Here is a 26,661-nt window from a genome sequence, read left to right as displayed (position 1 = left end):
TCGTTGCGAGCTGTTTATTTTTTTCACCATGCACGTCATGTTGACGCAGGAAACATCACACTCGCTAGGCTTGTTCGCATAATTGTATGCAGTGGGTTAAGAAACCGACTACAATTATTTCGGCCGAAGCTACGAATCTACATTCCGAGTTGTGAGACCTCTCGCTGCACTCGACGTGACGATCTCGCGTCTTTAGTCGTGCTCATCATGTACGTCATGTTGACGACAGAAGACATCACACTCGCTAGGCTTTCTGCCTGGTTATGTGCAGTGGGTTGAAACCCACCGCTATTATTTCGGACGAAGCTACGCATCTGTGTTCCTTGTTGTTATACTAACCTCCTAACCACTAACCTCTAACCCTCAATCCCTAAAACACAAATAAACCGCTAATGCCTTACTCCAATGCAATTCATTGTTTTTAAATTTCGAAGCCAATGCGATGGCTTTTTTATTTGGAGAAGTTTCTAGTTTGATTATAAATGCCTTATTATTTCGCAACCATTTGCCAAAAGGGAAAGTAAAACCCATTTTTTTCCTATCCCAAATTTGCTGAGGGAGTTCGGGCTTAAAAGTGTTGATAAGTAAAGATTTTGGTAAGTGTTTGTCGAATCTTTTTTTGTACGGAATCTGAGCCAAAGCTTCACTTATTCTTTTATCTAAGAATGGCACCCTGACCTCTACGCCATGTTGCATACTCATGGCATCGGTATCTTTAAGCAGCTGGTTTTGCATGTACATGTTAGTCTCTAACCAACCGGCTTGTTCTTTCGAACGTAGATTTCGTAGCATTTCTTCAATTTGCATACTGCGTAAAGTCGCATCTACTTCCTTAAGATTTTTATCCAACATTTCAGCTATCTCATCCGGACAAAAAAAACCTCGTAATGCTAAATATTTTCCTGCAGTATTGCCATAGCTTAGATAGTAAAGTCGCCTAATTGCTGGTTTGCTTGATTTTAAAAAAGATTTTAAAATAAATTTAGGTAAAGCAGCTATCAAATTGAACATCGCCATTCGCTTGAAAGAGGGATATCCACCAAAAAGTTCATCGGCACCAATACCAGATAATACGGCTTTCAATCCTCTTTCTTTTGCAAAGCGAGAGATAAACCAAGAATTTATCCCATCTGTACTTGGCTGATCCATAGAACGGAGTGCTTCATGGAAATGTTTCCCGAAAATCTGTTCGTCTAACACATAAGAACTGTGGCTACATTCTATTTGTTCTACAACCAAATCTTGGTATTTTTTCTCGGAAAAATCTTCTTCTTCAAAATTAATGGAAAGCGTATTTAATGTACTCCTTTTATCTAAAGTTGCATTTGCTTCTATTGCTATGATACTGCTGTCTATCCCACCGCTTAAAAATACGCCTATGGACGCATCAGAAACTAAGTGTGACTTAACGGAATTTTTAATATTTTCCTTTAAATCGTAATTTTCTGCAGATTGAAGACTGTCTGTTTGTTCGTATTTCCTAATTTCGAGCGAGTTAGATTTATGGTCCCAAATGAGCATCTGCGCTTTTGGTAACATCTTTACCTCTGCCAAAGTAGTGTGCGGTTCTGGAATATGACCAAAGGCTAAAAAATAGGTGCGCCAGTTTGGGTTTTCAGAATAGTGATAGGGTAAGGTTTTAAAAACCTTCACTTCTGAAGCAAAAACGAGATTGCCCTCAACATTACTATAATATAGAGGCTTAATCCCGTAAAAGTCTCTGGCCAAAAACGTTTTCTGTTGTTGCTTATCGTAAAGTGCAAAAGCAAACATACCATTTAGCCTTCCAAAACTTGCTGTTCCCCAAGTTGCGTACGCAGCCAATATAACCTCTGTATCGCTTTCGCTGATAAATAAGCACCCTAACGTTTCAAGCTCTTTCTTTAGTTCTTTGTAATTGTAGATTTCTCCGTTATACGTAATGCAAATTTTCTTATCGTCATAGAACATCGGTTGATGTCCGGCAGAAGAAAGGTCTATCAGCGCCAAGCGACGATGTCCGAATCCTAATTTAATTTCTTCATTGATGTAGTAGCCTTCATCGTCTGGCCCGCCATGCGCCATTAAATCGCACATTTTTTTTAAATGAGAAGCAAGCGTTTCTTTACTTTCATCGGTATTAATAATTCCTGCTATGCGACACAAAATGGGGTATGGGTTAGAGAAAAGTGTAGGGGTTAGGTTGAGGTTGAGGCTAAGGCTAAGGTTGACCAAGCGTGTCATGCTGAACTCGTTTCAGCATCTTTTAATTGGTTGTAAATCTTGAACCGAGTTCAGGAAGACAATCTAGTCTAACCTTCAGACTGAATTTGTTTTAGCATCTTTCCATATTCATCGATTTCCACTGAAGTAAACCAATCTTTAGCGAGATCGGTTAGGGTAGGATTTGATTCTTTAATGAGATTCCATTTCCAATCTTTATGCCATCGCTTCAGTTGCTTTTCTCGATCAATAGCATCTTGCATACCCTCAATATCTTCAAAAAATAGTAGGTCGCATAAATTGTATCGTTTGGTAAAAATTGAACCATACCCAGATTTATGTTCGAGCATCCTTCGTTCTAAATCATTGGTCACACCGATGTAAATCGTTGTTCGGTTTTTATTACTTACAATATAAACGTATCCGTTCTTCATGTTGTGCATAGAAACAGATCTTGGAACAAGTTCAGAATGACGATTAGCCCAATCTGCACTGTCCTGCTGAACTATAAGTTGTCATGCTGAACTCGTTTCAGCATCTTTCATTTCGGCAACAGATCCTGAAACAAGTTCAGGATGACGATGAACACAACCCACAGCTTCGCCCTTTCAGTCACATTTTCTTCTCAGAAAATATAACCTACAACGTTAATATTTTCTTCCCAAAATAGGAGGGAAGTGATGTTTTTATATTCGTTAATGTAATTTAGTTAACCGTACTATTTAAAGGTTCTAAAAATGCCATAGACGTGTTGATGTTTATGGCATAGCCTAAGTTCTTTAATCGTAATACTACCCTTGTTTTATTCTTTATGGAGACCACCTCGCCGATCATGTCTTTAAATGGTCCGGCTTTAATAAGTACTTGGTTTCCTTTATCTATGTCAAAATCAAATATTTCTAGTTCGCTGTCTGTAGCCAACAGTAATTTTAAATCGTCTATTTGCTTTTCGGGCATGGAAGCTATTTTCCCCGAAAAATAGATATACCGCACAGCGCCATGTATCTGCAACACTTCCAACTGCTGCTGAGTAGTAATATGTACAAATAGATAGGATTTGATTAAGGGTTCTTCGACTATTTTTTTTCTATCGCTCCATTGTTTAAGTTCCTTTTTAAGCGGAAGATAAGCGGTTATTCCTTTTTGTTGAAGCTCTTGATACACTTTCTTCTCCATTCTAGATCTAGTGTATATCGGATACCATTTGTAATCGTTCATCTGCGCATAGTTTTTTGGTTGTTTGGGTTTTTGATATTTAGTTTTTTGGAACGAATCTCAAACCTCAAATCTTGTGTCTTACCTTTTGGCGCTGCTCTTATGCAGGTCGCAACCCTAATTACTTAAATTTTCCTGCGTACCTAAACCCGATTGTCGCGGCAGCCTGCGAAGTATGAGCAGCTAAAGCAGAAAGCGGGGCTAAACATTAAAAATGGCTTGTCACTTGCTTTCCTAAAAACTAATTTAGTCGTTGATTGATTCACATCTTAACTTATAACCTCTAACCCATAACTCGCAACCCAAGCCACTATTTCTTCTTCCAAAACATCCACCATTTTTTATTTTCATCTTCATAATAACCAGAACCGTTATAGCCCGAGTAATCGGAATAGTAATAGGTGTTATTGCCCGCGCTCCGTGCATAATCTGTTGTATAATAATTACTGTAAAGGGCGTCGTCTCCAAAAGCATTTAAAATAATCGCCAGATTACTTAGGCCATATTCCATACTTAAACGCTCTGGAATTGCTGCGGCGCGTTGTTGTGAAATACCAGATCTTATCACAAATAAATTAATGTCAGATGCTCTTATCAATGGGATCGCATCGCTTACCAAGCCTATCGGCGCAGTGTCTATTAAAATATAATCGTACATCGTCGCCAACTCCGCTAATAATTTTCTCATCGCGTCGGTGTGAAGCAGTTCAGAGGGGTTGGGAGGTATAGGCCCGGATGGAATAAAATCTACGAGTTGATTGTTGTCTTTTATCAATACCTCTGATAGCGATGACTGGCCAGAAAGCAATGTACTAAGCCCTTTCTTATTTTCTACCCCGAAGGCATTATGAAGTTTAGATTTCCTTAAATCTCCGGCTATTAAAACCACCTTTTTCTCAATCAAGGCAAGGGTGCTCGCCAGGTTTACGGTAACAAAAGATTTCCCCTCGCCGCTTATTTCTGAAGTAATGCAAATGATTTTACTTTTCTTATGACTAGCTAAAAAACTAAGGTTTGTTCTTACAGATCTGACCGACTCGGCAAAAACAGATTTTGGTTTTAAAAGTGAAAGCGCTTGTTTACTGTCCTTATCTATAACACTTGGGAATTTTCTAATCACTCCAATGATGGGCGTGTTCGTGAGCCCCTCTACGGTTTCTTTATCGTAAATGTAAGGGTTTAGAAAACGCACTAGCAGGATAAGTCCGAAACCTGCCGCCAATCCTAGAGATAGTGCGGTACTGTAAATTTTATTGCTGTTTGGCGAAATCGGAGATGTATTTGGGTATGCGAGATTTACAATAGATGCTCCAGGAACGATTGCCGCTGCCGTCATTTCTGCATCTAACTTTTTTTCGGCTAAAAAAGAACGGACCTTATTATTTACTTCAAAATTAGTCTGCAATTTCACAAAATTCTGCTCTTTAATTGGCAGTTTGTTCATACTTTGGGTTGCAGTAGCGATTTGATTATCAATATAGATTAACGTCTGTTTGTTCCGCAAACCCATTGCGTTAATGCTGCTTTTTATATTTTTCTGAACAGTAGCAATTTGTATTTCTATCTGTTTAATGGGTGATGATTCTACATTAAACTGATTTAGTTTTGCCTCTCGGATGGATAAAAGGGAATTCAATTGTGTAACTAAAGGTGCCAGACCGGATGTCAAGTCACCAGAAAAATCAATGCCGATTTCCACCTTGCTTCTACTGCTATTAACTTGTTCTGCTAGCCGATTGATGCCCATTTGTTTGAGCTGCAACTCCGTTTTTTGCTTCTCAAAATCAACCAGTTTACTCAGCGCCATATTACTAGAAGACGAAATATCCACCATGTTATTTGTCGTCTTAAAACTGGCCAATTTACTGCCAGATTTTCCTGCTGCGGTATCTATAAACCCAAGCTGACTGTTGATGAAATCCACAGTTTGAAAGGCCGACCTTCTACGTTGCACGACGTCGTATTTCACATAGGATTTCATGATGGCGTTCAACACATCTGCAGCAAAAATTGGGTTGATATCCGTTTGATTTAGTCCCATGACATTGGTGAATCGCGCGGCCTCGCCAATATTTATTCCTCCTATGGCTCTGCCAATAAAATCTTCTTTGCTGTTGAATTTAAAAAGATAATGCGAGTTTGGTGATATGCGAGATTTCACTGCAAAGACCATATTTCCCATTTCAATCGGTGCTCCGTAACTGAATTTTTTTTTGCTTGTATTTCCTTCCGCATAAGCGATGTTAAAATGCTTTTCGTCTACCGATGTTACTTCGTACAACGACCTATCGAAATTTACACTGTCTTGTTTCAGAATTTCTATAACAAAAGGGATGTTTGGGTACAGTTCTGTGGTACGCACGCGACCTTTTAAATAAAAACTAATTTTATAATTTAACGTAGCCACTGCATTTGCGATAACATCATTGCTGCGTATGGTAAAGCTCTCCGCTTGTATTTTGTCGGTGTAATTGTAATTCGCGGCAGCCATTGGCCCGGCCGAACTGCTAACACTAGGATTACTGTCTTCTAATTTTAAGGAAGCTGCCGTTTGATAAATAGGAGGGGTGTACCACAAATAAACGTAGGCAATCATTAGCGCAATCGAAGTAGTCGCTGCAATCCAATACCAACGGCTTAAAAAAACGCTAAAAATTTTATAGAAATCTATATTTTGGCTAACGCCCTTTTTATGCTCTGTTTCGGTCAATTTCTTTAATTCAAAACTTTCTATAATTAGTATCGCGCATTTAATATTAAGTGGCAAATATCGACGCAACTAACTCAATACATTACCGTCCCAACAGGTTGTCGGCTAATCCTCTCATTAGTCCCACGTAGTCAGCATCAACACAGCGAGAAATTTGAAGTGTCTCGACATCTATACGACCAACCCTCTAACCCAAAACCTTTTTCATTCCAAAACCCATCACTTCAAATCCTCTCTTACCGCCTAGTAATGGTAAAAATTAACACAGCAAGATTTACGACCACCAATAAAGGCTGTATAATGTTATTAAAACTTTGGAGCCGGTCGCTTGACACTGCATTTTTTGTTTGTTGCAATACAATAATGTCGTTGTTTTGAAGGATTAGCTTTTTGCTTGCTAAGCTGTTGATGTCACTCAAATTCACATAAATAATTTCTGGATTGCTTCGGTCGCCACGGATAATTTTGAGGGATTTTGGATCAGCATTTTTCGTAATTCCGCCAGCCTCTCCCAGAATGTCTATTAAACTGGTGTTGTCTTTTTCTAAAAGGTAATTTCCTTGTTTGCCGAATTCTCCTAACAGTGTTACTTTTAGATTTACGACAGACAGTTCTATAATTGGATCTTTTAATAGCTTCTGGCTGTAAATTTCTTGCACTTTTGCTGCTGCCTCGCCTCTGGTTAATCCGGCAACCGCTACTTTACCAATAGCCGGAAGATTGACCATTCCGTCTGGCTCTACCGGATAAGAGAGTGCAGTAGATGCGCCGCCAGTTGATGAAGTGTTAATAGCGCTCGATCCTAAAGTTGAAGAACTTACAATAGCTGATGCCCCAAACTCAGCGTTTTGTACATTGCGAATGGCCAATAAATCGTCGGTCTTAATCTTATAATGAAGATCTCCTAAACCCTTGTCATTCACAACAAATACTTGCTTAATTGTATCGGTAACTATATCGCTGGGCGCATTGAGAAGACTTTGTTTGCTCCGCATAGCGCAGCTACTGTTAAATAAAACAGCTATAAATAAAACAGCAATTAGCGCAGAGGAATGCTTTTGGGACATAAACTGTTCTATGTAATACTACTTATACAAACATAAATAATTTTTAGGTAATAGTACGTAAACTAATGTTTTTATTCGGGGGTGTAAATTGTAAAAATACGTATAGCAAAAAGGAGTAAATTTGGTTTTTCAAGTTTTGCAAGGTCATTCAACTCATTTTCACTCCTATTTATTTCGACCCCTAATTGCAAAGCAATCTTCTATCTAGGAAAAATATTTAGGAAAGCAATAATGCCCAGCTGAGGCATGCAACATTTATGGTTTTAGAAAAATCCCCATTATATAAATTCGACTTATTATGTCTAACCTGTCAAACAATAATGGTTTTTTCCTTCCCGATGATCTATGTGATGCTTTGATCCGAAACAGATCCTAATTTAAAAGTATTTGTACGGGTGTAGTGAAGTCTATCCATTCTATAATTACAGTTATCTGTTTCCAAAGAATTAAGTGCGCTAAGTATTAAGGCATCAAAAATTTATAGTTTAAGGGTAGATTTTTCGAGTATTTCTGCAAGATGTCCGGATGTGAGAATGTTGATTAATATTTAAGCCGACTTTTTCACTTCCCAAACACCAATTGGTAGTAGGTTTTGGCAGACAGGCCATTTGCAGAATCTTTAAAAATATTTAGAGAATAGTTTTTTTGTGGATATAAATATCGCGTAGATGTACGTATATACTTGCGGATATTTATAAAGTAACTTGCGGTTAGCCTATTAATAATTATTTATTTAAAATCCTTGTACAAACGTAAACGTTTAAGTCTCTAGAAACCTCTCCAAAAATTACGTTCTCAAGGCTTCGTTTTGGCCACCCAGAACACAAAATCTAAGTGCTCAATTTTTTATTTTATTTTTTATGCGGTGTTCATTATGAGCGCGAGTTGACTAATTGTGTTGTTTTTTATTCAGGAACGCCGGAGTTATTATTCTTCTGGCTACTAAGAAAGAAGATGGATTGAAAGGGCTAAAGAATGCTTAAATGTTTTTTTTAAAAAATTATTTTATGAGAAGTGTAAAATATTGGTTGATTATGCTTTTTTTGGGGTTAACTTATAATGTAGTTGCACAAGTTGGGGCGACAGGATCAGGTTGTTATGTAGCATCGCAAAATGTTATTTACATAGGAGGGCAACTCCTTAATGTGTATATTCTTTCTGGCCAACGATCAACAATATGTGGCAGTATGGCTACGAATACCACCCCTTATTATCAGGTTCAGATGATTAGTATGGCTCCTTGTACCGCTTTATTGAGTAGTGGTTTGAACGCTAACGGAAAAATAAGTGATTATACGATCAAAAACTGTCCTTTAGATGAAAATCTTCCTTTAATATTATTATTTTCTGGTGGTTTAGGTGTTCTATTTTTAAGAAAGAGCGGATTGCTTTTAGGTTGAGATCACAGTTCAAATTAATTGAACGAGTGTTGCAAAGGTCTGCGATAAAAAAGAAGCCTACTTAAACTGCTGCGGATATATTTGAAGCGTTATTAATTTCGATTCAGCTAAGCACTTGTAAGTATATTACATGAAATTTGTTAAATTCGTTCTTATGGTACGCTTTTTCCTCTAATGGATTTGCGACTCACCATTGGTGGGCTTGCCTTCAGTCTTATTGCCCTTTCCTCACACCAAAGATTTCCACCTCTATTCCTAACTCAAAGTTTGCGATAGAAATTTTACCGTTTGAATGCCGACTTTTGGTTAAATATAGTTTTGAATGAATCAGTGGAAGGTTGTTTATTCAATGTTAATTAAAGTCTAAAATTTCCTCCTGTTCCTTTTAAAATATTTGTATATTAGGGAGTTATATTTGAATATAGTGGTCATTTAATCTCGCTCTCATGAGAAACTTGTTGTTTTTACTTTCCAAGCATTGGCTCATTAGGTTCATTTTAACTTTTTGGTTTTGTCATTGCCAGTCGCATTTAAATGCCCAAACTTATGGCTGCCATGTTCAAAGTGGCATGCAAGAAATCATATATTACACACCTTATGGTGCAGGTAGCCCGTCCGAATGGCAAACGGTGGTTTCAGACAGTGTCACTACCGCAGGTGAAAAAGGAGGATACAGGAGTAATAGAACAGCCAGCTATGGGTGCATTACGGATATAGGAGGTTCATGTACCGTCTATCAGCAATACGAATCTTCATCAGGCCCCCCTCAAGTGGTGAGCATGCGTTTTTATAAATCAGGTGTTTACGCTAGTATTGCTCCGGAAAACTGCCCCATAGACGATTACGTTCCGCTTGCAATTGTAGGTGCAGCGGGTGTGGGAGTTTTTCTCCTGAAGAAGCGGGAATTTGGACAAGTTGACTGATTTCACCTTTAATTGCAAGCAGTTTGGCGAAATTGTAAATTCTAAAAAATCAATTTAAAATCTTTTGATAGGTTATTTCTTTGCATAGCGCTCTATTCGCGTGGTTTAAATCCATCCTACTTTCTTATTCGCGTTAGCAATTGCAGCGAAATCCTTTTGCCCCTAAATTAAATTAAAATTTGCTTCTCGAATTGGCGCAAAAGACTGGAATGGAAAGCACGCTTCCTTTTCTGTAGCGCCTAAATGTTTTTTTTAAGTGTTATAATGTACTTCTTCGCAAGGAAACTCCCAACGCTCATATATACTACTCCAATTTACTTTTTAATCACCAAAAAACCAATTTTTGTATTTTTCCTGATAAATAAGCGTTAATATCCTTTAAAGCTATTTAAAGATTTTCTAGAATTTGTAATGCAAACAGACCGTGTATTTTTTAGGACTATTAAAGGAAAGGTAATCTTAGGCTTTATTTGTGCCTTTTTCGCGCTTTTTTTAGCTTGGTACATCAGCAAGTTTGCTTTTGGAAAAATGCTTTCGGTGGTAGAGGAAATTTCTCAGCCAAATGCCCGATTGAGGATAGTTAACGATGTAACACACAAAATAGCTCGATTAGATCAACTGCAAAGAAAGCAAGCATTTGACACCGGGGGCAACGGCAATTTCCTGACAGAATCGAAAGGATTAAGGTTAAGTTTAGATACACTTCGAAATTTGTACTCAAACGATTCTGGCCAGTTAGATCGGATTAAATCTTTGAAAAAGCTGCTGAGAGACAGGGACAAACAGTTTCTGGCTTATTTGAAAGTAAGGGAGAATTTGGTTAACACAAAGTCGTTTTCTGCCGATGTAAATAAAATTAGCGGACTAGTTAGCAAGCAATCTAGGAAGTCAGATAGTGCCGTTTTGACCACTCAAACCACCACAAGCACCACTACGGTAGCGCCCGACGATAAGCAAAAGTCTAAAGGGTTTTTAAGCAAGTTATTTGGGAAGAAAAAAGCAGATGCCTATAAAATTATTAATGAAGAATTTCAGGTTAAACGAGATACCATCAATCCAAAAGCAGAGGATAGTCTGCTTGATGGAATGGAATCTGCCTTAAAGAGCATTACCAAAGCGCAACGGTTGAAAGGGCAGAAGTTTTTGAAACAGGAGTCTGAGCTTGCCATAGCTAGCAATACATTAACTGGGCAAATGCTAAAAATTTTAAGACAAGTGGAGGCGCAAGCGGTACAACAAATGGATTTAAACGGCCTTGAAGCAAAACAGGTCGTAAATGCCAGTATCTCCCAAATAACGGCAATTTTAGTGGTATTCTTTTTTTTAACCATTGTGTTGATGTCTCTCATTCTTTCTGACATTACCAAAAGCAACCGTTACCGGAGGGCTTTGGAATTGGCAAAAGAGGAGGCTGAGTATCATGGCAAAGCCAAGCAGCGTTTTCTCTCAAATATGAGCCACGAAATAAGAACTCCCCTACAAGCCATTTTAGGTTACTCAGAACTCATTTCGCTCCAAGATGTTCCGCAAAAAAAAGACATTAACGCCATATACCAATCGTCGGTGCATTTATTGCAAATTGTAAATGAAATTTTAGACTACAATAGGATAATTTCTGGTGAGTTTACTTTTAGCAATCAGCTTTTTAGCATGCGAGACATTTTGGAAGAGGTGGTCTCAGTCATTCTTCCGCTTGCCGAAAAAAAATCGCTAAAGTTGAGTACTAAATTAGATATTCCCGGCACTGAGTTTGTAAAAGGCGATGCCTTTCGACTAAAGCAAGTATTATACAACATTCTTGGCAACGCAGTTAAATTTACGTTTGATGGTGAAGTTAAATTAAACGTTTCCGGAAAAAAGCACGGCGAATACGTGCATTATAATTTTGTGGTTAAAGATACTGGAATTGGATTTGCAGAAACGGAACTCTATACAATATTTAAGGAGTTCGAGCAAATTGAATCGCCAGAAAAGTATGTTGTAAACCAGTCAGGTACAGGTTTGGGCTTAAGTATTGTAAAGTCTCTTGTAGAAAGCCAAGCGGGAAGAATTCACGTTAAGAGCAAGCCTGGAATTGGTACTACCTTTAGCGTTTTTCTAAAATATGAAAGTTCAGCACAGCAATTGTACAACGCTATAGAATTGAAGAATTATGAGATCTCTACCAAACAAACGGTTTGGGTAATAGACGATGACAGATTAATACTGGATCTTTGTGCGATAATTTTCGAAAGGAATAAAATTCCGTTCAAATGTTTTAGTGAAGTAAATAAAGTTCTGAAAGAGGAACCTGTGGATGACCTAGCATTTGTGCTGATAGATATGCGGCTACCTGAAATGACGGGGCTGGCGCTTTGTAAAATTCTTAAGAAAAAATTACCGGCTCATGTGCTATTTTACGCCATAACTGCACAAGTATTGCCTGATGAACGGGCGCTGGTGTTAACTGAAGGGTTCGAAGGATTGATTATGAAACCGTTTAGAGCGGCAGATTTGCTTTCTATATTCGATCGGGTAGACATGGATGACGTCCAACCAGAACTTAATTTGGCCAACATGGAGCAGATGACTTTTGGAGATCGCGAGATGTTAAAAGAAATTCTTAAAACGTGTAAGTTTGATTCTTTAGAAGACGGGAAACAGTTAAAAGTATCTTTGGAGGAAGAGAATCAATCCGATGCTCGACTAATTGTGCACAGATTGGCGGGCAGGATGGCTCAAATTGGTTCTAAAACTTTATCTACCGCTTTTAGATTGTTGGAAATAGATATTGCTGAACAAGGTTTGACTGGCAAAATAAAACTGGATTTACATAGCCAATTGATGGAGTTAGATAAACTATTGGTCTTTTTAGAAGAAACCGAGTTTGCGCCAACCTAAATTAAAATTTTTGGAAGCAAAATTTCCAGACCACACTTTCTCAAATAAAATTTTTATGGATAATTTTGTCCGAAAGTAAGTAAATTTTTATCTGGATCCAATACCGAAAACTCCTTTTGTCCCCAAGGTTTAACCTGAAGGTGCCCATTTGGGTGTATTTTGATTCCGGCAGTTTGTAGGTCTTTATAAAGACGATCTATGTCATTTGTTCTGATGTATACCTGCCCATAATTCTCTTTTGGAATTAAGTCTTTAAACTCGAAAAAGTGAATCTGAATAGAATCTTTTTCTATCATAAGATAGCCTTCAAAGTCGGCTGTTCCCAATTGGTTAAAATCTAATTTATTTAAATAGAAATCTTTGGTAATTGCCTTATCGCGCATCGGCAATTTTGGATGAATGGTTGTCAGCATTTCAGTTAAATTTTTGTGTTTTACGCTGCCCAAATAAAATAAAATCTTCTAAAAAAAACCTAATCAATTCCATAACGTTCCATTTTACTGTAGAGCGTTTTCCGATCTATATTTAGCATTTTTGCCGCTTTAGATTTATTGTGTTTGGCTCTAATAAGCGTTTCTCCAATCAGTGTCTTTTCATTTTGCTCATTTACGGCTTTCAAATCAGACGATTGATTAGGGCTGTGTTGAGTTTTAACCGCAATAATCATTTCATCTGGTAAGGCATTTAATTCACTAACATCACCCGGCGTTAACAATACCATCCGCTTAATTACATTGCTAAGTTCGCGTAAATTTCCCGGCCAATCGTAATTTAACAACAGCGTTTTTGCGTCATTAGAAATACTTTTTACATTCCTGTTCAAATCTCTGTTTGACAAAGTAACGAAGTGATTAATAAATAATTCTAAATCTCCAGCTCGATCTCTCAACGCCGGTATCTGGATTTTAAATTCGTTTAACCTGTGGTATAAATCTTCCCTAAAATCTGACTGCTGAATCATATTGGTCAAATCCTCGTTTGTGGCAGTAATGATGCGTACATCTACAGCCATCTGTTTTGTACTTCCAAGGGGTTGAATGGTTTTTTCTTGTACCGCCCTAAGTAATTTCACCTGAACCTCGTAACTCAAATTTCCAACTTCATCTAAAAATAAAGTGCCTCCATCGGCAAACTCAAACTGACCTTTTTTATCATTTAAAGCGCCTGTGAAAGCGCCTTTTATATGTCCGAATAATTCGCTTGCAGCCAAATCTTTAGAAAGCGCGCCACAATCAATGGCTACAAAGGGTTTATCTGCTCGCTTGCTCTGTTGATGCAGCGTTCTAGCTGCGAATTCTTTTCCTGTACCACTTTCTCCCTGTATAATTACCGACATGTCTGTGGGGGCGACCAAAGCAATGTAAGCGTAAAGTTTATTTGCAACATCACTTTCCCCTTTTATAAAGTCTTCGTCGGCTTGCTTTACTAAATCAGCTGTACTGTTTGTTTTCTCTAAAGAATTTTTAATGATCATCAAAAGCTCATCCGGATTCACAGGTTTGGTAATGTAATCAAACGCACCTAACTGAATAGATTTTACCGCTGTCCTAACATCGTTAAAACTAGTCATCACAATAATTGGAGTAGATAAACCTAAGGATTTTGCATGCGTAATTACTTCCAATCCAACTCCATCAGGAAGTCTATAGTCGATTAAAAATAAATCAAATGAATGTTTGCCGATAGAAGAAATAGCTTGTTTAACAAGCTTTACGATCGTTACTTGATGCTTGTGTTTGGTAAGAAAACCTTCAAGCAATTGAGAAAATGTAGTATCGTCTTCTAAAATTAGGATTTTCGCCATGCAGCAAAAATAAGAAAAGCCAGAGAGATTTCTGGCTTTTCTATATGGGTGTTAATTATGGGTGTTTATTCTACAGGTTTTCCGTCTTTATCGATTTTTAAAGCACCTGTCTGATCTTCTTTTTTAACGTTGATTAAGAAATATTCTTTCGCACCGTCTTTAACTGCCCAAGCTTCCGTTGGTGTCCAATCTTTGTAAGCGTCAGCCTTTAAAGCTTCCGTTACTGCAGCAGGTAAAGAATCTAACTTAACAGGGGTTTTAATAATGCTGTCTTGAACCATTACAATTGCAGTGGTTTTAACTTCCCTCATTTCGTTTGCGTTTACTACTGTTAATCCTCCGATAGCTAAAAATGCAGCTGATAAAATTAATTTTTTCATGGTTCTAAATTTTAATGTAATAATTATTGTTATGCCAAGTAGTGCAACATAATGATGCCAATTGAGCTTTTTTTATAAAACATCTGATTGTTAATCACTTAACATTTACCCTAAAACCTTTAGGTGTGGAATTTTTCCCCACTTTGTGGTAATATGCAGCATTAAAATAGGGAAAGAGTGCTAAGTTAAAATTGGTATTGAATTGAAATAGTAGCAGACTGATTGTGTTGACCTTTTTTCAAGTAATGATGGGTATCTAGTCCGTTTAATACTTAAGCCTATGCCATTTAAAAGGATCTGTCAAGGCTTTGAAATATTTTTTCGATTAAGACATAAAATATACTTTGCCACAAAAAATGGTTATATTTGTGCTTAAAAATATAAAGTCAACAGATGAGTTTTTTTGCAGATAAGAGACGGGAAGTAATGGTGCATGTTGAGAAATATATGCTTGAGATGATGAGCACTTACCTAAAGCCTATTGACACCAATTGGCAGCCTTCAGATTTCTTGCCAGATTCTACATCAGATAGTTTTTTTGATGACGTTAGGGCGTTGAGGGAAACTGCAAAAGATTTATCCTACGATTTAGTTGCGGTGCTTATTGGCGATACCATAACTGAAGAGGCCTTGCCTACTTACGAATCTTGGTTGACCATGGTAGATGGCCAAAGTAAAAATGAAGAAGGTGGTTGGATGAAATGGGTGCGCTTTTGGACTGCAGAAGAGAATAGACATGGTGACGTATTAAACAAGTATTTATATTTATCGGGGCGTGTAGACATGCGCCAGATGGAAATTTCTACGCAATATTTAATTGCCGATGGATTTGACATTGGTACCGGCCACGATCCCTACAGAAACTTTATTTATACAAGTTTTCAGGAAATGGCTACAAATGTGTCCCACAGACGGGTTGCTTCTTTGGCAAAAAAAGAGGGCGACACATTGCTGTCTAAAATGTGTGGCGTAATTGCATCTGATGAAGCTAGACACGCCAAGGCCTACAAAGATTTTATGAATAAGATTTTTGAGGTTGATCCCAATGAAGCCATTCTCGCATTTGAAGACATGATGCGAAAAAAAATCGTTATGCCTGCACACTTTCTACGGGAGGTAGGCTTAAAAATCGGTCAGACTTTTGGGCATTTTACAGATGCAGCGCAACGTTTAGGCGTTTACACCGCAGTAGATTATGTAGAAATTATGCAGCAGCTTTTGGTAGATTGGAAGATAGAAAGTTTAAGGGATTTAGACAGCGCAGGGGAGAAGGCCCGAGATTATCTATTGGCCCTGCCTGATCGCCTTTTACGTGTTGCGGATCGGATGAAAAACCCCACTATTGACTATAAATTTACTTGGATAGTTTAGTAAAATTCTTAAAATACAAAATCTTAAGCCTGTTCTTTTTATAAAGAATAGGCTTTTTTAATTTAGGGTGATTGTTTGTGTCAGCTGCTTTAAAATAATTTGGGCGCTTTAACACGCCATCCATTATATCTTTCTGCCTGCTAAAAAGTAGGTAGAAAGGATGTCATTCCTGTCGTTAGCGCAAAATAGCAACTTTAAGGTCAAAGCGTGCTCACATATTCCTTCTGTACTGCCCACCAACTTCGTAAAGCGCATTGCTAATTTGTCCCAGAGAACAGGTTTTGCAAACTTCCATCAACGCTGTGAAAATATTCTCACCGGCAGTTGCCGCCGCCCTAAGTGTTAACAAATTTTTCGCAGCAACATTTTCATTTCGATCTTGAAATGCTTTTAAAGACACGATCTGATCTTGTTTTTCTATTTCTGTAGCTCTAATTACTTCTGTTGGCACAATGGTTGGTGAGCCATTTTTGTTTAAAAAGGTATTTACACCAACTATTGGAAATTCGCCATTGTGTTTTAGGGTTTCATAATAAAGGCTTTCTTCCTGAATTTTTCCACGTTGATACATGGTCTCCATAGCGCCCAGAACTCCACCACGATCATTTATCCGTTTAAATTCTGTCAACACGGCTTGTTCAACCAAATCCGTTAGCTCTTCAATAATGAATGCGCCTTGTAATGGATTTTCATTTTTCGCCAACCCAAGTTCCCTATTTATAATCAATTGAATGGCCATCGCCCGCCTAACAGACTCTTCGGTAGGCGTGGTAATTGCTTCATCATACGCATTGGTATGAAGCGAGTTACAGTTGTCGTAAATGGCATAAAGTGCTTGGAGCGTAGTTCTAATGTCGTTAAAATCTATCTCCTGCGCATGTAAAGATCTGCCCGAAGTTTGAATGTGGTATTTTAGCTTTTGCGACCTATCATTTCCTTTGTATTTATTTTTAATCGCTTTCGCCCATATTCTTCGCGCCACTCGTCCAATTACGGCGTACTCCGGATCAATTCCGTTTGAGAAAAAGAAAGATAAATTTGGTGCAAAATCATCTATATGCATCCCGCGATTTAGATAATATTCTACAAATGTAAATCCGTTGCTAAGCGTAAATGCAAGTTGCGAAATTGGATTTGCACCTGCTTCTGCAATGTGATAACCAGAAACAGACACCGAATAAAAGTTTTTGATGTTTTCGTCGATAAAATATTTCTGAATGTCGCCCATCATCCGCAATGCAAATTCGGTAGAAAAAATACATGTATTCTGCGCTTGGTCTTCTTTTAGAATATCTGCCTGCACCGTACCTCTAACGGCGCATAATGCTTCTGCCTTTATTTTTGCATAAACTTCTGCCGGAAGAATTTGATCTCCCGTCACACCCAAAAGCATTAATCCTAGCCCGTCATTTCCTTCTGGTAGTTTTCCTTTGTAAACTGGCCGATTTTGAGTTTTTGCGCGATAAATTGCCTTGATTTTTTCTTCTGTCTCTGTTTGAATATTGTGCGCTACAATGTATTTTTCACATTGTTGATCGATCGCCACATTCATAAAAAAACCTAAGAGCATTGGAGCAGGTCCGTTTATCGTCATAGAAACCGAAGTGCTTGGCGCACACAGGTCAAAACCCGAGTAGAGTTTTTTTGCATCATCTAACGTTGCGATGCTAACACCCGAATTCCCAATCTTTCCGTAAATATCTGGTCTAATGTGGGGATCTTCTCCGTAAAGCGTTACCGAATCGAATGCCGTAGACAAACGGTTAAATTTCTGTCCAATAGATACGTAGTGAAAGCGCTTATTCGTTCTTTCAGGACCACCTTCGCCAGCAAACATCCTAGTTGGATCTTCCCCCTCACGCTTTAGCGGAAAAACACCGGCTGCATAGGGAAATTCACCTGGAAGGTTTTCTGTAAGTAACCATTTTAGCAAATCGCCCCAATCTTTATATTTTGGTAATGCAACTTTTGGTATTTTTAACTTTGATAGAGACTCATAAAATAGTGGAAGCTTAATCTCTTTATTTCTAACCTGATAAACAAAATTTTCTTGCCTATACTGCTCTTTTACCGCTGGCCAATTGCGCAATAGCTTTTTTGCCTGACCATCTATCGTGTCTTCAAGTTCAGTCAATATTTCCTTTAAATCCTTAACCGTTTTATCTTGCTCCGCTTGTTGGTTTTTCACGTTTTCCAACATAGAAATAACACCATCTAACTGGTACATTTTTCTCGCAATGGTAGATTGCGCTTCTACCCATTGGTTATAGGCATCGCTCGCTTCCGTAATCTCTGCTAAATATCGTATCCTGTCGGGCGGGATGATGTATGCTTTGTCGGCGGTTGCATTAATATTTGTTGCATCTAGTTCGAAATCGGTATTGGTTTTTTCTTTAATTTGATCGAATAATGCTAAAAACAGTTCGTTCATTCCAGGATCATTAAATTGCGATGCCATGGTGCCATAAACAGGTATCTCTTCATCCGGCACATCAAATTTTTGATGGTTTCGTTTGTACTGTTTCCGTACATCTCTAACTGCATCCAACGCACCACGTTTATCGAATTTGTTAATCGCCACTAGGTCTGCAAAATCGAGCATGTCTATTTTTTCCAACTGAGTTGCAGCACCAAATTCTGGCGTCATCACATATAAAGAAACATCGCAATGGTCTGTTATCTCTGTGTCTGATTGGCCAATACCCGAAGTCTCCACAATGATTAAATCGAATCCAGCTGCTTTGCAAATGTCTAGGCTTTCTTGCACATTTTTAGACAGCGCAAGGTTTGCCTGCCGTGTGGCAAGAGACCGCATATAAACCCTAGGATTATTGATTGCGTTCATTCTAATCCTATCGCCCAAAAGTGCACCACCGGTTTTTCTTTTGGATGGATCTACCGAAATGATAGCGATGGTTTTTTCTTTTGTATAAAGTAAAAATCGTCTCAGTAACTCATCAACCAACGAGGATTTACCTGCGCCCCCGGTGCCAGTAATACCCAGCACAATACTCTTTTCTGTGTTTGGCAATTTTGCTTTTGCCATTTCTGTATAAAACTGATCGGGATGATTTTCTGCGAAGGAAATAAGCCGCGCAATGTTATTGTTATTTTTTTTGGCTAAATTTTTAAATTCATCTGTTATTTCACTTATGGTTACAAAATCGGTTTTCCGCAACATGTCATTTATCATGCCTTGTAAACCCATTTTTCTACCATCATCTGGAGAATAAATTTTTGTAATTCCGTAAGCTTGCAATTCCTCAATTTCTATGGGTAAAAATACACCGCCGCCGCCAGCAAAAATTTTAATATGGCTAGCGCCTTTCTCTGTCAAAAGATCGAACATGTATTTGAAATATTCTATATGGCCACCTTGGTAAGAAGTCATGGCGATGCCTTGCACATCTTCTTGAATGGCGCAGTTTACCACTTCATCTACGGATCTGTTATGTCCTAAGTGGATAACTTCAGCGCCCGATGACTGTAAAATCCTACGCATAATGTTAATGGTTGCGTCGTGACCATCAAAAAGAGATGCGGCTGTAACAAAACGGATTTTATTTTTCGGCGTATATTTTTCTTCTACTTGCATGTCAATTACTAGATATGATCTTATTAGATTCGACAGGAATACCTGGCTTATTCCAAATATAAGGAATCTGTGCGAGGCCAGCTTTATATTTCTATTTACACTTTCTGAATAAAAAAAGCCGGCTATGTGCCGGCTTCAATTTTTACCAAATTTTTATTTAGAAAGCAGTTCTACTATTGGTTTTCCAATGCAGCCATTTGGTATTTGGATGTGAAGGAGCCCAGCTAACGTCGCAGAAATATCTGTCATATTTACTTGTACATTTGTCGATCCCTGCTTAATTCCCCATCCATACCAAACCAATGGAATGTGCGTATCGTAAGGACTCCAAGTACCATGTGTAGTCCCAGTCTGCCCCGTTCCCTCAAAATCACCACTGTTTAAAATAATTTGTATTTGGCCACTTCTTTTAAAATTATACCCATTTATTACCATGCTTTTAATGGGGTCTGGAATGGGTAAACTCCCAATTTTCTCTACGTCGATGGCATAAGTAACGCCAGGTAGCATTTTAATATAGTCGCAAGTTGCTTTCTTAATGGCTTCGAAATCTAATTTTTCACTGGTAATTTTAGTTAAATCGAAATTTACCTGATAGTTTTTAATGTCGCGGATCAAGTTTCCCTTTCCATATTTATCGACGAGCATTTGGTTTAAATCTTTCTCTAATTGATTAGAATTCCATCCGCTAGCTGGCAAGTTGTGCGCTTTCATAAAATTGATGGAGTGGGCAGCGCCATGATCGGCAGTTAAAAATACGGTATAATTTCCTGCGCCAACATTTGCATCAAGCATCACAAAGAAGTTTTCCAAATCTTTGTCCAAACGTAGGTAGGTATCTTCAACTTCAATAGAATTAGGTCCGAATTGATGCCCAACATAATCCGTAGAAGCGCAATTAATGGTCAAAAAATCCGTCGCGGTTCCTTTTCCCATTGCATTTGCTTTTATCGCTGCAGTTGCCAGCCGCAAAGTGAGTGTATTGCCAAATGGCGAGCTGCGAATTACCCCTTTGCTATTTTCATATATAGCCTTTAAATCGTGTGGAAAAGTCGGACTTTTCTCTCCTGAATATTTTCCTTCCCATGGCACATCATCCCCAGTACTTTCCGTATACGTATTTATCGGGTATAAGGTATTCCAGCCGTTTGAAAGTAATTTTTCTACATTTTTTTCATCATTAAATTTTGTTACCCAAGCAGGAAGTTCCTTACTATAATAGCTACTAGTGATGAAATTTCCACTTGCATCGTCTAACCAGAAGGCAGAACCTAAGTGGCCGGCCGGCAAAATGGAAGCCCTATCTTTTAATGAAACACCAATTACTTTTGATTTAAAGTTTGTTGCCAACCGAAGTTCATCTGTAATGGTCGAAACCAATAGGTTACGCGGAGACATTTTGCCATCTGCAGATTCCGTACCAACACTCGTAACGGTGCTGTCTGACGTACAATACATGTTCTTGCCAGTCAGTTGATCTATCCAATCATTGCCAGAAATGCCATCAATACTTGGCACAGATCCCGTAAAAATTGTAGAATGTCCTACGGCAGTATAGCTTGGTAGATAATTTATCATCGTGTTTTCGCAACTAAAACCTTTGCTAAGTAACCTTTTAAACCCTCCTTCGCCATACCTCGCGTAATATCTGTACAGATAATCCCAACGCATTTGATCCACCACAATGCCGACAACCAGCTTTGGCCTGGCTACATCTTTCGAGACATTGGCAACAGAAACTTTAGACTGTTTTCTATTTTGAGCGAATATTTGCCCAACACATAACATGATTGATATAAAAGCTAATAGAGTAATTTTTTTCATGGTTTTTTTTTCAAAAGTAGCCTTTTTTTTAAAAAGCGATTGCGTAAAGGCGTTAACTTAAGGTAAAGCCTCTGCTACAACAAATGTACTTCCACCAATAAATATGAAATCTTCATTTTTTGCAGCTGAAAATGCTGCTGTTTTAGCTTGTTTAACAGATGAGAAAGGCTTCCCTTTTAAATCGAAAGATTTTGCACTTTCCATTAAAGAAACTTCACTAAGTCCTCGCTCAATGTTCGGACTGCAAAAGTAATAAGTTGCGTCTTTGGGCAACAAAGCTAAAATCTCGCCTATTGCTTTGTCCTTTACCATCCCGAATACGATATGGAGCTTTCGAAATTGCGTTTGATTAATGTTTTTTAACACTTCTTGAATGCCAGCAACATTGTGCCCGGTATCGCAGATCGTTAGAGGATTTCTGTGGATAATTTGCCACCTGCCCTGCAAGTGGGTAAGTTTTTTTACGTTCCTCAAGCCTGTATACACAGCATTTTTTGATACTTGAAAGCTTTTTTGATCATTTAAAACGCTTATAGTTTTTAGTACAGTTAAAATATTTTTCTCCTGATAGGAGCCCGCTAAATCGCACCTTAATTTGTCGAATTTTAATTTTTCATCCTCGTAAACCGAAAATAATAGTCGCCCGCGGTTGATCTTTTTATTCTTTAAAAAGAGCTTTTCATCAGCAAAGAAAATAGTCGAATTAAGTTGTTTGGCTTTTGCTTCGAAAATCGTTTTCACAGCTGTTTGCGTCTCACCAATCACCGCTGGTACTCCTTGTTTTATTATCCCTGCTTTCTCTATTGCAATTTCTTGTACCGTACTGCCTAGTAAGTTGGTATGGTCTAGGCTTATGTTGGTAATTACTGATATCTCAGGTATAATGACGTTGGTAGAATCTAAACGCCCCCCTAACCCAACTTCAATAACGGCAACTTCTACTTCAGAAGAAGCAAAATAATCAAACGCCATGGCTACCGTCACTTCAAAAAATGACGGTTCTAGCTGTTCGATAAGCCCTTTTTGCGCTTTTACAAATTTCGAAACTTGTGGCTTTGGAATTTTCTTTCCGTCGATAAGTATGCGCTCTCGAAAATCTTTTAAGTGCGGAGAAGTGTACAAGCCGGTCTTGTAGCCCTGTGCCTGTAACACTGCAGCTAGCATGTGGCTGGTGGATCCCTTGCCGTTGGTTCCGGCAACATGGATGGTCTTAAACTTGCGCTCAGGATTGCCCATGGCGTTACAAAGGGCAATGGTATTGGATAAATCTTTCTTCAAGGCCGCTGCACCAATTCTAGTAAACATTGGGAGTTTACCATATAAAAAGTGTAACGTTTGCTCGTAATTCACTGCGTTAATTACTAGATGAGTTCAATTTTTGCCGATCTGCTGTTATTTCACTTTAAAGTTAAACACAACTACTCCGATTTGCACATCTGGCGCAGAGTCTAGCTTGTTTAAACTAGCACCAACAACTGCTGCTTCGCACTTGCGCCAAAGTTCTAAGTTAGATAGTGTTGTGCCCCTAGCGCCTGCGCGGGCAAATATGACTTTCCCATTTTTGTCTACTCTTATCTCTACGGCTATTTTACCATGTGCTTGGCCATCATCTTGAATTCGAGGAATGTTTACAAAGCGCCTACTTGCAAGCGAAAGCGCCACATTTCCATTTCCAGAACCGCCTTCTCCATAGTTATTGGCAAGTGGATCGCCATTTACCGAACCTTGATTTCCGGGAGTAGTACCTGTTCCATCCCCTTGGCCTTGTCCTGTATTTTTCTTGCCCTTATAAAGTGCGTTCTGATTGATTACAGGCTTTGCAGGTTTCTCTTCAGTAGCAGTAGTTGGCGCATTGTTGCTTTCTTTAACCTTTTTGGTATTTATAGCAACAGCATCTTCTGTATTTTGAGTTTGTATCTCTTTCTCGTTTACCTGAGAATTGGTATTTGGAGTAACTTTATCCTCTGGTGTTACTTTATCCGGTGCTTTTTGATTCGCGTTTGGATCGGCAGATGGTTCTTCAATACTTGTATAGTCATCGCCCATTCCTTCTATCGAAGTACCGTAATTTACAACCATACCGCCCATACCGACATTTTCCGGTGGTTGAAACCGGCCTATAACAATAAAAAAGCTTATGACAAGTAGGAAAATCATTATCCCCGCGGAAATGGCAAATGCTTTTGGATAGTTATTTTCTTGGTGTTCCATCATCGCTTTTTAGGCTCTACAGCCAAAACTACTTTTAATTTCAATTTGTTTGCAATATCAAAAATTTGCATGGTATTTTCAATGGAAACACCTCTTGCCACATATAATATAATGGTGAGATCTGGTTCTTGCGCTTGATATTTCTCGATGGCTGGTTGAAGTTCGTCTAAAGTCATCGGCTTCTTGTCGAGCGTATATTTTAAGTTCTCGTCGATCGTAACCGTAATGGCTTTTTTAGCCGTAGATTGTTGCCCACTTTCCGATCGCGGTAGCAAAAGCTTAACCACATTTGGATTGACAACTGCCGAAGCCAATAAAAAAAACAAGAGCAAGAAAAACATAATATCGTTCAATGCCGAAGTATGTACCTCTACATGAGGCTTATTTTTCTTTCTTAAATTCATTATTTGCTAGGTTCTTCTAATAAATCAATAAAATCTATGGAATCTGTTTCCATCCTCAATACAATACGTTCTACCATTACATTTAAAACATGGTAAAGTACATAGGCTATAATACCAATGATCAATCCCGTCGCCGAAGAAATCATTTTGATATATAGTCCGCCAGAAATGGTTCCAATTTCTATTGCGCCCTTTATAGATACATCATGAAAGATTGTAATTACTCCAATAATTGTACCCACAAATCCAAGCATTGGTGCTATTCCGGCTATAATTCCTAAAATACCTATATTTTTCTCCAATTTAGAAACTTCTAATTTCCCTACATTTTCTATTGCCGCCTCAATGTCTTTAATTGGTCTGCCTATGCGTTTCAAACCTTTTTGAAGCATCCGCGAAAGTGGCGAATGATTGTTGCGTAACATGGCTAAGGCGCCATCTAAATTGCCGGATAAAATGTATTGTTTAACCTGTCCGGTTAAATTTGCCTCTTCTTTCGTAGATTTTTTTATGGTAATATATCGCTCCACAAAAATAACTAAGCCTAAGAAGGCTAAAATTCCTAGAGGCAACATTACCCAGCCGCCTTTAAATAACAAATCTATAAAATGTAATTCGGGAGCAGGCTGACTTAAATTTGAGTTTGCTGCGTTGAGAGAATCTTGCAATACCCTTGCGGTATCTTGAATGATAAGTAAAGTAGTCATTTATAGTGTTTTGATTTTTTGAACGTAAAAGCCTTTTCCTTTTAGTTTTTTCTGTAAGATAATCAGTTGTTTTTTTGCCTCCTGTTCTGATGGGAAAGATGCAATGCTAATTTTTTTTCGAGTGCCAGTCATGTTGGCAATTTTTGCATTATAGCCATTTTTTTTCATCATACTGATGTATGACAAAGCAGCTTTTTCTGTTTTGTAAGAAGCAACAATCACGTCGAAAGTAAAAATAGGTGTGTTGTTTGCAATGTTTTGTCCTTTAATGCTATCTCTAACTGGTGATTGTACCATGTTAACTTTCAAAACACTATCTGCTTTTTTGATAGAATCTTGCTTGCCTTTTGCGGTGTCAATCGATGTAATCTTCACTTTAGTAGAGTCGATCGGAGCAACCACTTTCGCAATTGGATCGGCACTTCGGTTGAACAAATTTGGTTGGAAGAAATAAGCCAATCCGCCTAAAATCAACAGAATGATAAAAGTAACAAAAACCTTCGGCCAGATGCTTTTTTCTGTAGGGTGCTCCATTGGGTCAGTTCCAAATTTTTCTGGATGTTCCTCGTGCTGTTCCTTGATAAATTCTGGGGCATCGGTTACCTGTTTCTCGCTAGTTTCTTTTTTAAGATTACTTTCTAAAACTGACAACACAGTTGGAGTTGATGTATCTTCTCTTTCTTTTTCCGTTTCTTGGTTGGGTAAAATCGTTTCAAACTCTTTTTCAGTTAACCGCGGCTCAACAATCGGAGTATTAAAATGCCGATCTGCGAGATTGATGTCCCTTTCGTTCACTTCTGTCGTTTCAATATCAGTGGGTGTGGTTGTAGATGACTCAGCGCTTTGATCTTGCTTATCTTTTATTGGCTCTTCCTGTTCCGAATTGATTTTGTGGGTTTCTAAATGAGCTAAGGTATTTTCAAGATCTGTCCTTACTTCATCTAATTCTATGTTTTCAATAACAGGAAACGGGTTGGAAGATTCTACTGTTTCTGTAGGCTCATTTGCAGCTGAAGGAGTATCAGCGACAATCCCGGCAATGCTACTGTGCTCTTTATTTTCAGATGTTGCTAGAATGTCTTTTTCGATGATTTTAGTTTCGGGAATAATTGGCAGACCGTAAAACTCAGCGCCATAATCAAATTTTTCTGAGGCTTCGAAACTCAAGTCGAGTTGTGCTGTATAAAACAACCTTCCAATGTTTTGTAAGGTTGCTTCATGATCCAACTTCAGTTTTTGAGTTAACTCTTCTACAAACTGACTAATGTAATCTTGAGCACTTTCTCTAGAAACGTGCTCCTTTTCTGAAATAAATGTTTCAAAAGTGTTAGCCCCTTTCACATCAGCTGTAAAGTGCAACATATTTTTAGGAGGAGAAAAAGATTTTTTCTCTTTATCGAAACTTCCTGGATATTTTTTCTTGTAAAAAGTTCCTAGGCCAGCAATACCAACTTCATTCGTTTGTCGCAGGTGTTCTAAAAGGTTAATCAAGATATCCATTTCGGTACAAATAAGCGTTTAAATTCAAAAATTATATTTAACCTTCAATTGTGTCTATTGGTTTTATAGATTTCCTCTAACAAAATGATGACAAAAACGAGTTCTTTTTCCATTCTAATTATTAAAAGCCTTAAAAGATTCTAATGATTATACATTTCGGTGCAAAGATAACGGTTACAAAGATAGAAATGGTATGCTATTAAGCAAATGAGTGAATCGATATAATCGCAAATTTTAAAAATGCATCAATTATAAAGAAGTTTTAATCGACAGACTTGAATAGGTAAAAATTGTTTTCATAGCATTTATGCAACCTAATAAAGGCTCTTTTAGGATTTACACCAGCTACTTAACGCCTTTAGACCGAAACATAAAAGATTCTGTGATGAATTCCAAATAATTTCTATCTTTATTTTTCAAGGCGGCTTTGTGCCAGCCTGTTTAGGGCAGCTCCTTTTTTGTGGCTGC

At 38.1% G+C, this 26,661-nt stretch carries 19 protein-coding genes; 4 read left to right on the top strand and 15 right to left on the bottom strand.

Features of this window, described 5'->3' with window-relative positions:
• Positions 1-363: 363 nt before the first annotated feature.
• From asnB to ACVWYG_RS08365, 5 genes are all read right to left on the bottom strand, one after another.
• Positions 364-2,145 carry an asparagine synthase (glutamine-hydrolyzing) gene (asnB, locus tag ACVWYG_RS08385; RefSeq protein ID WP_457269739.1) on the bottom strand — a complete coding sequence of 594 codons (1,782 nt, stop codon included), beginning with the start codon at positions 2,143-2,145 and terminating at the stop codon, positions 364-366.
• Between the two features lie 146 nt (positions 2,146-2,291).
• A complete protein-coding gene (locus ACVWYG_RS08380) occupies positions 2,292-2,636 on the bottom strand; it encodes a GIY-YIG nuclease family protein (RefSeq protein ID WP_457269738.1) in 345 nt (114 codons plus the stop codon).
• Between the two features lie 271 nt (positions 2,637-2,907).
• Positions 2,908-3,420 (bottom strand): UpxY family transcription antiterminator, encoded by a 513-nt coding sequence (locus ACVWYG_RS08375; protein ID WP_457269737.1) that lies wholly within the window; start codon positions 3,418-3,420, stop codon positions 2,908-2,910.
• 307 nt (positions 3,421-3,727) lie between these two features.
• On the bottom strand, positions 3,728-6,127 hold the full coding sequence (locus tag ACVWYG_RS08370) for a GumC family protein (protein WP_457269736.1): 2,400 nt from the start codon (positions 6,125-6,127) through the stop codon (positions 3,728-3,730).
• A gap of 236 nt (positions 6,128-6,363) precedes the next feature.
• The gene (locus ACVWYG_RS08365) at positions 6,364-7,194 is read right to left on the bottom strand and encodes a polysaccharide biosynthesis/export family protein (RefSeq protein WP_457269735.1); all 831 of its coding nucleotides are present in this window, start codon (positions 7,192-7,194) and stop codon (positions 6,364-6,366) included.
• A gap of 1,007 nt (positions 7,195-8,201) precedes the next feature.
• Between ACVWYG_RS08365 and ACVWYG_RS08360 the strand changes: the two genes are divergently transcribed.
• From ACVWYG_RS08360 to ACVWYG_RS08350, 3 genes are all read left to right on the top strand, one after another.
• Complete coding sequence (locus ACVWYG_RS08360; RefSeq protein WP_457269734.1) at positions 8,202-8,594, top strand: hypothetical protein; 393 nt, start codon at positions 8,202-8,204, stop codon at positions 8,592-8,594.
• A gap of 569 nt (positions 8,595-9,163) precedes the next feature.
• On the top strand, positions 9,164-9,517 hold the full coding sequence (locus ACVWYG_RS08355; RefSeq protein ID WP_457269733.1) for a hypothetical protein: 354 nt from the start codon (positions 9,164-9,166) through the stop codon (positions 9,515-9,517).
• A gap of 411 nt (positions 9,518-9,928) precedes the next feature.
• Positions 9,929-12,397, top strand: coding sequence for an ATP-binding response regulator (locus ACVWYG_RS08350; RefSeq protein WP_457269732.1), 2,469 nt, complete (start codon positions 9,929-9,931; stop codon positions 12,395-12,397).
• 53 nt (positions 12,398-12,450) lie between these two features.
• Here the strand turns inward: ACVWYG_RS08350 and ACVWYG_RS08345 are convergent, their stop codons facing one another.
• The 3 genes from ACVWYG_RS08345 to ACVWYG_RS08335 form a co-directional block, all read right to left on the bottom strand.
• The gene (locus ACVWYG_RS08345; RefSeq protein WP_457269731.1) at positions 12,451-12,810 is read right to left on the bottom strand and encodes a bleomycin resistance protein; all 360 of its coding nucleotides are present in this window, start codon (positions 12,808-12,810) and stop codon (positions 12,451-12,453) included.
• Positions 12,811-12,869: 59 nt separating this feature from the next.
• The gene (locus ACVWYG_RS08340) at positions 12,870-14,201 is read right to left on the bottom strand and encodes a sigma-54-dependent transcriptional regulator (protein ID WP_457269730.1); all 1,332 of its coding nucleotides are present in this window, start codon (positions 14,199-14,201) and stop codon (positions 12,870-12,872) included.
• 65 nt (positions 14,202-14,266) lie between these two features.
• The gene (locus ACVWYG_RS08335; protein ID WP_457269729.1) at positions 14,267-14,581 is read right to left on the bottom strand and encodes a hypothetical protein; all 315 of its coding nucleotides are present in this window, start codon (positions 14,579-14,581) and stop codon (positions 14,267-14,269) included.
• Between the two features lie 393 nt (positions 14,582-14,974).
• On the opposite strand from ACVWYG_RS08335, the gene ACVWYG_RS08330 reads away from it, so the two are divergent.
• Entirely contained in the window at positions 14,975-15,952 is a 978-nt protein-coding gene (locus ACVWYG_RS08330; protein ID WP_457269728.1) for an acyl-ACP desaturase, read from the top strand.
• Between the two features lie 211 nt (positions 15,953-16,163).
• Here the strand turns inward: ACVWYG_RS08330 and ACVWYG_RS08325 are convergent, their stop codons facing one another.
• The 7 genes from ACVWYG_RS08325 to ACVWYG_RS08295 form a co-directional block, all read right to left on the bottom strand.
• Complete coding sequence (locus ACVWYG_RS08325) at positions 16,164-19,547, bottom strand: methylmalonyl-CoA mutase family protein (protein ID WP_457269727.1); 3,384 nt, start codon at positions 19,545-19,547, stop codon at positions 16,164-16,166.
• Positions 19,548-19,700: 153 nt separating this feature from the next.
• Positions 19,701-21,371: an alkaline phosphatase PafA gene (gene pafA / locus ACVWYG_RS08320; RefSeq protein ID WP_457269726.1), complete on the bottom strand. Its 1,671-nt coding sequence runs from the start codon at positions 21,369-21,371 to the stop codon at positions 19,701-19,703.
• Positions 21,372-21,428: 57 nt separating this feature from the next.
• Positions 21,429-22,676 (bottom strand): bifunctional folylpolyglutamate synthase/dihydrofolate synthase, encoded by a 1,248-nt coding sequence (locus ACVWYG_RS08315; protein ID WP_457269725.1) that lies wholly within the window; start codon positions 22,674-22,676, stop codon positions 21,429-21,431.
• Positions 22,677-22,763: 87 nt separating this feature from the next.
• The gene (locus tag ACVWYG_RS08310) at positions 22,764-23,582 is read right to left on the bottom strand and encodes an energy transducer TonB (protein ID WP_457269885.1); all 819 of its coding nucleotides are present in this window, start codon (positions 23,580-23,582) and stop codon (positions 22,764-22,766) included.
• Complete coding sequence (locus ACVWYG_RS08305) at positions 23,582-23,986, bottom strand: ExbD/TolR family protein (RefSeq protein ID WP_457269724.1); 405 nt, start codon at positions 23,984-23,986, stop codon at positions 23,582-23,584. The genes ACVWYG_RS08310 and ACVWYG_RS08305 overlap by 1 nt, the downstream gene beginning before the upstream one ends.
• Positions 23,986-24,693: a MotA/TolQ/ExbB proton channel family protein gene (locus ACVWYG_RS08300; protein WP_457269723.1), complete on the bottom strand. Its 708-nt coding sequence runs from the start codon at positions 24,691-24,693 to the stop codon at positions 23,986-23,988. The genes ACVWYG_RS08305 and ACVWYG_RS08300 overlap by 1 nt, the downstream gene beginning before the upstream one ends.
• Positions 24,694-26,193 carry an SPOR domain-containing protein gene (locus ACVWYG_RS08295; RefSeq protein ID WP_457269722.1) on the bottom strand — a complete coding sequence of 500 codons (1,500 nt, stop codon included), beginning with the start codon at positions 26,191-26,193 and terminating at the stop codon, positions 24,694-24,696.
• Positions 26,194-26,661 lie beyond the last annotated feature (468 nt).

The sequence above is a fragment of the Pedobacter sp. UYEF25 genome, assembly GCF_054061655.1.
Note: the sequence above shows the minus strand (reverse complement) of the source record. Positions and strands in the feature narration are given on the sequence as shown.

Coding starts and splice junctions, on each gene's coding strand:
- ACVWYG_RS08355 (WP_457269733.1), top strand. CDS start 9,164: ATGCAAGAAATCATATATTACACACCTTATGGTGCAGGTAGCCCGTCC.
- ACVWYG_RS08350 (WP_457269732.1), top strand. CDS start 9,929: ATGCAAACAGACCGTGTATTTTTTAGGACTATTAAAGGAAAGGTAATC.
- ACVWYG_RS08300 (WP_457269723.1), bottom strand. CDS start 24,693: ATGACTACTTTACTTATCATTCAAGATACCGCAAGGGTATTGCAAGAT.
- ACVWYG_RS08295 (WP_457269722.1), bottom strand. CDS start 26,193: ATGGATATCTTGATTAACCTTTTAGAACACCTGCGACAAACGAATGAA.
- ACVWYG_RS08335 (WP_457269729.1), bottom strand. CDS start 14,581: ATGAAAAAATTAATTTTATCAGCTGCATTTTTAGCTATCGGAGGATTA.
- ACVWYG_RS08310 (WP_457269885.1), bottom strand. CDS start 23,582: ATGGAACACCAAGAAAATAACTATCCAAAAGCATTTGCCATTTCCGCG.
- ACVWYG_RS08330 (WP_457269728.1), top strand. CDS start 14,975: ATGAGTTTTTTTGCAGATAAGAGACGGGAAGTAATGGTGCATGTTGAG.
- ACVWYG_RS08345 (WP_457269731.1), bottom strand. CDS start 12,810: ATGCTGACAACCATTCATCCAAAATTGCCGATGCGCGATAAGGCAATT.
- ACVWYG_RS08305 (WP_457269724.1), bottom strand. CDS start 23,986: ATGAATTTAAGAAAGAAAAATAAGCCTCATGTAGAGGTACATACTTCG.
- pafA (WP_457269726.1), bottom strand. CDS start 21,371: ATGAAAAAAATTACTCTATTAGCTTTTATATCAATCATGTTATGTGTT.
- ACVWYG_RS08325 (WP_457269727.1), bottom strand. CDS start 19,547: ATGCAAGTAGAAGAAAAATATACGCCGAAAAATAAAATCCGTTTTGTT.
- ACVWYG_RS08360 (WP_457269734.1), top strand. CDS start 8,202: ATGAGAAGTGTAAAATATTGGTTGATTATGCTTTTTTTGGGGTTAACT.
- ACVWYG_RS08365 (WP_457269735.1), bottom strand. CDS start 7,194: ATGTCCCAAAAGCATTCCTCTGCGCTAATTGCTGTTTTATTTATAGCT.
- ACVWYG_RS08375 (WP_457269737.1), bottom strand. CDS start 3,420: ATGAACGATTACAAATGGTATCCGATATACACTAGATCTAGAATGGAG.
- ACVWYG_RS08340 (WP_457269730.1), bottom strand. CDS start 14,201: ATGGCGAAAATCCTAATTTTAGAAGACGATACTACATTTTCTCAATTG.
- ACVWYG_RS08380 (WP_457269738.1), bottom strand. CDS start 2,636: ATGAAGAACGGATACGTTTATATTGTAAGTAATAAAAACCGAACAACG.
- ACVWYG_RS08315 (WP_457269725.1), bottom strand. CDS start 22,676: ATGTTTACTAGAATTGGTGCAGCGGCCTTGAAGAAAGATTTATCCAAT.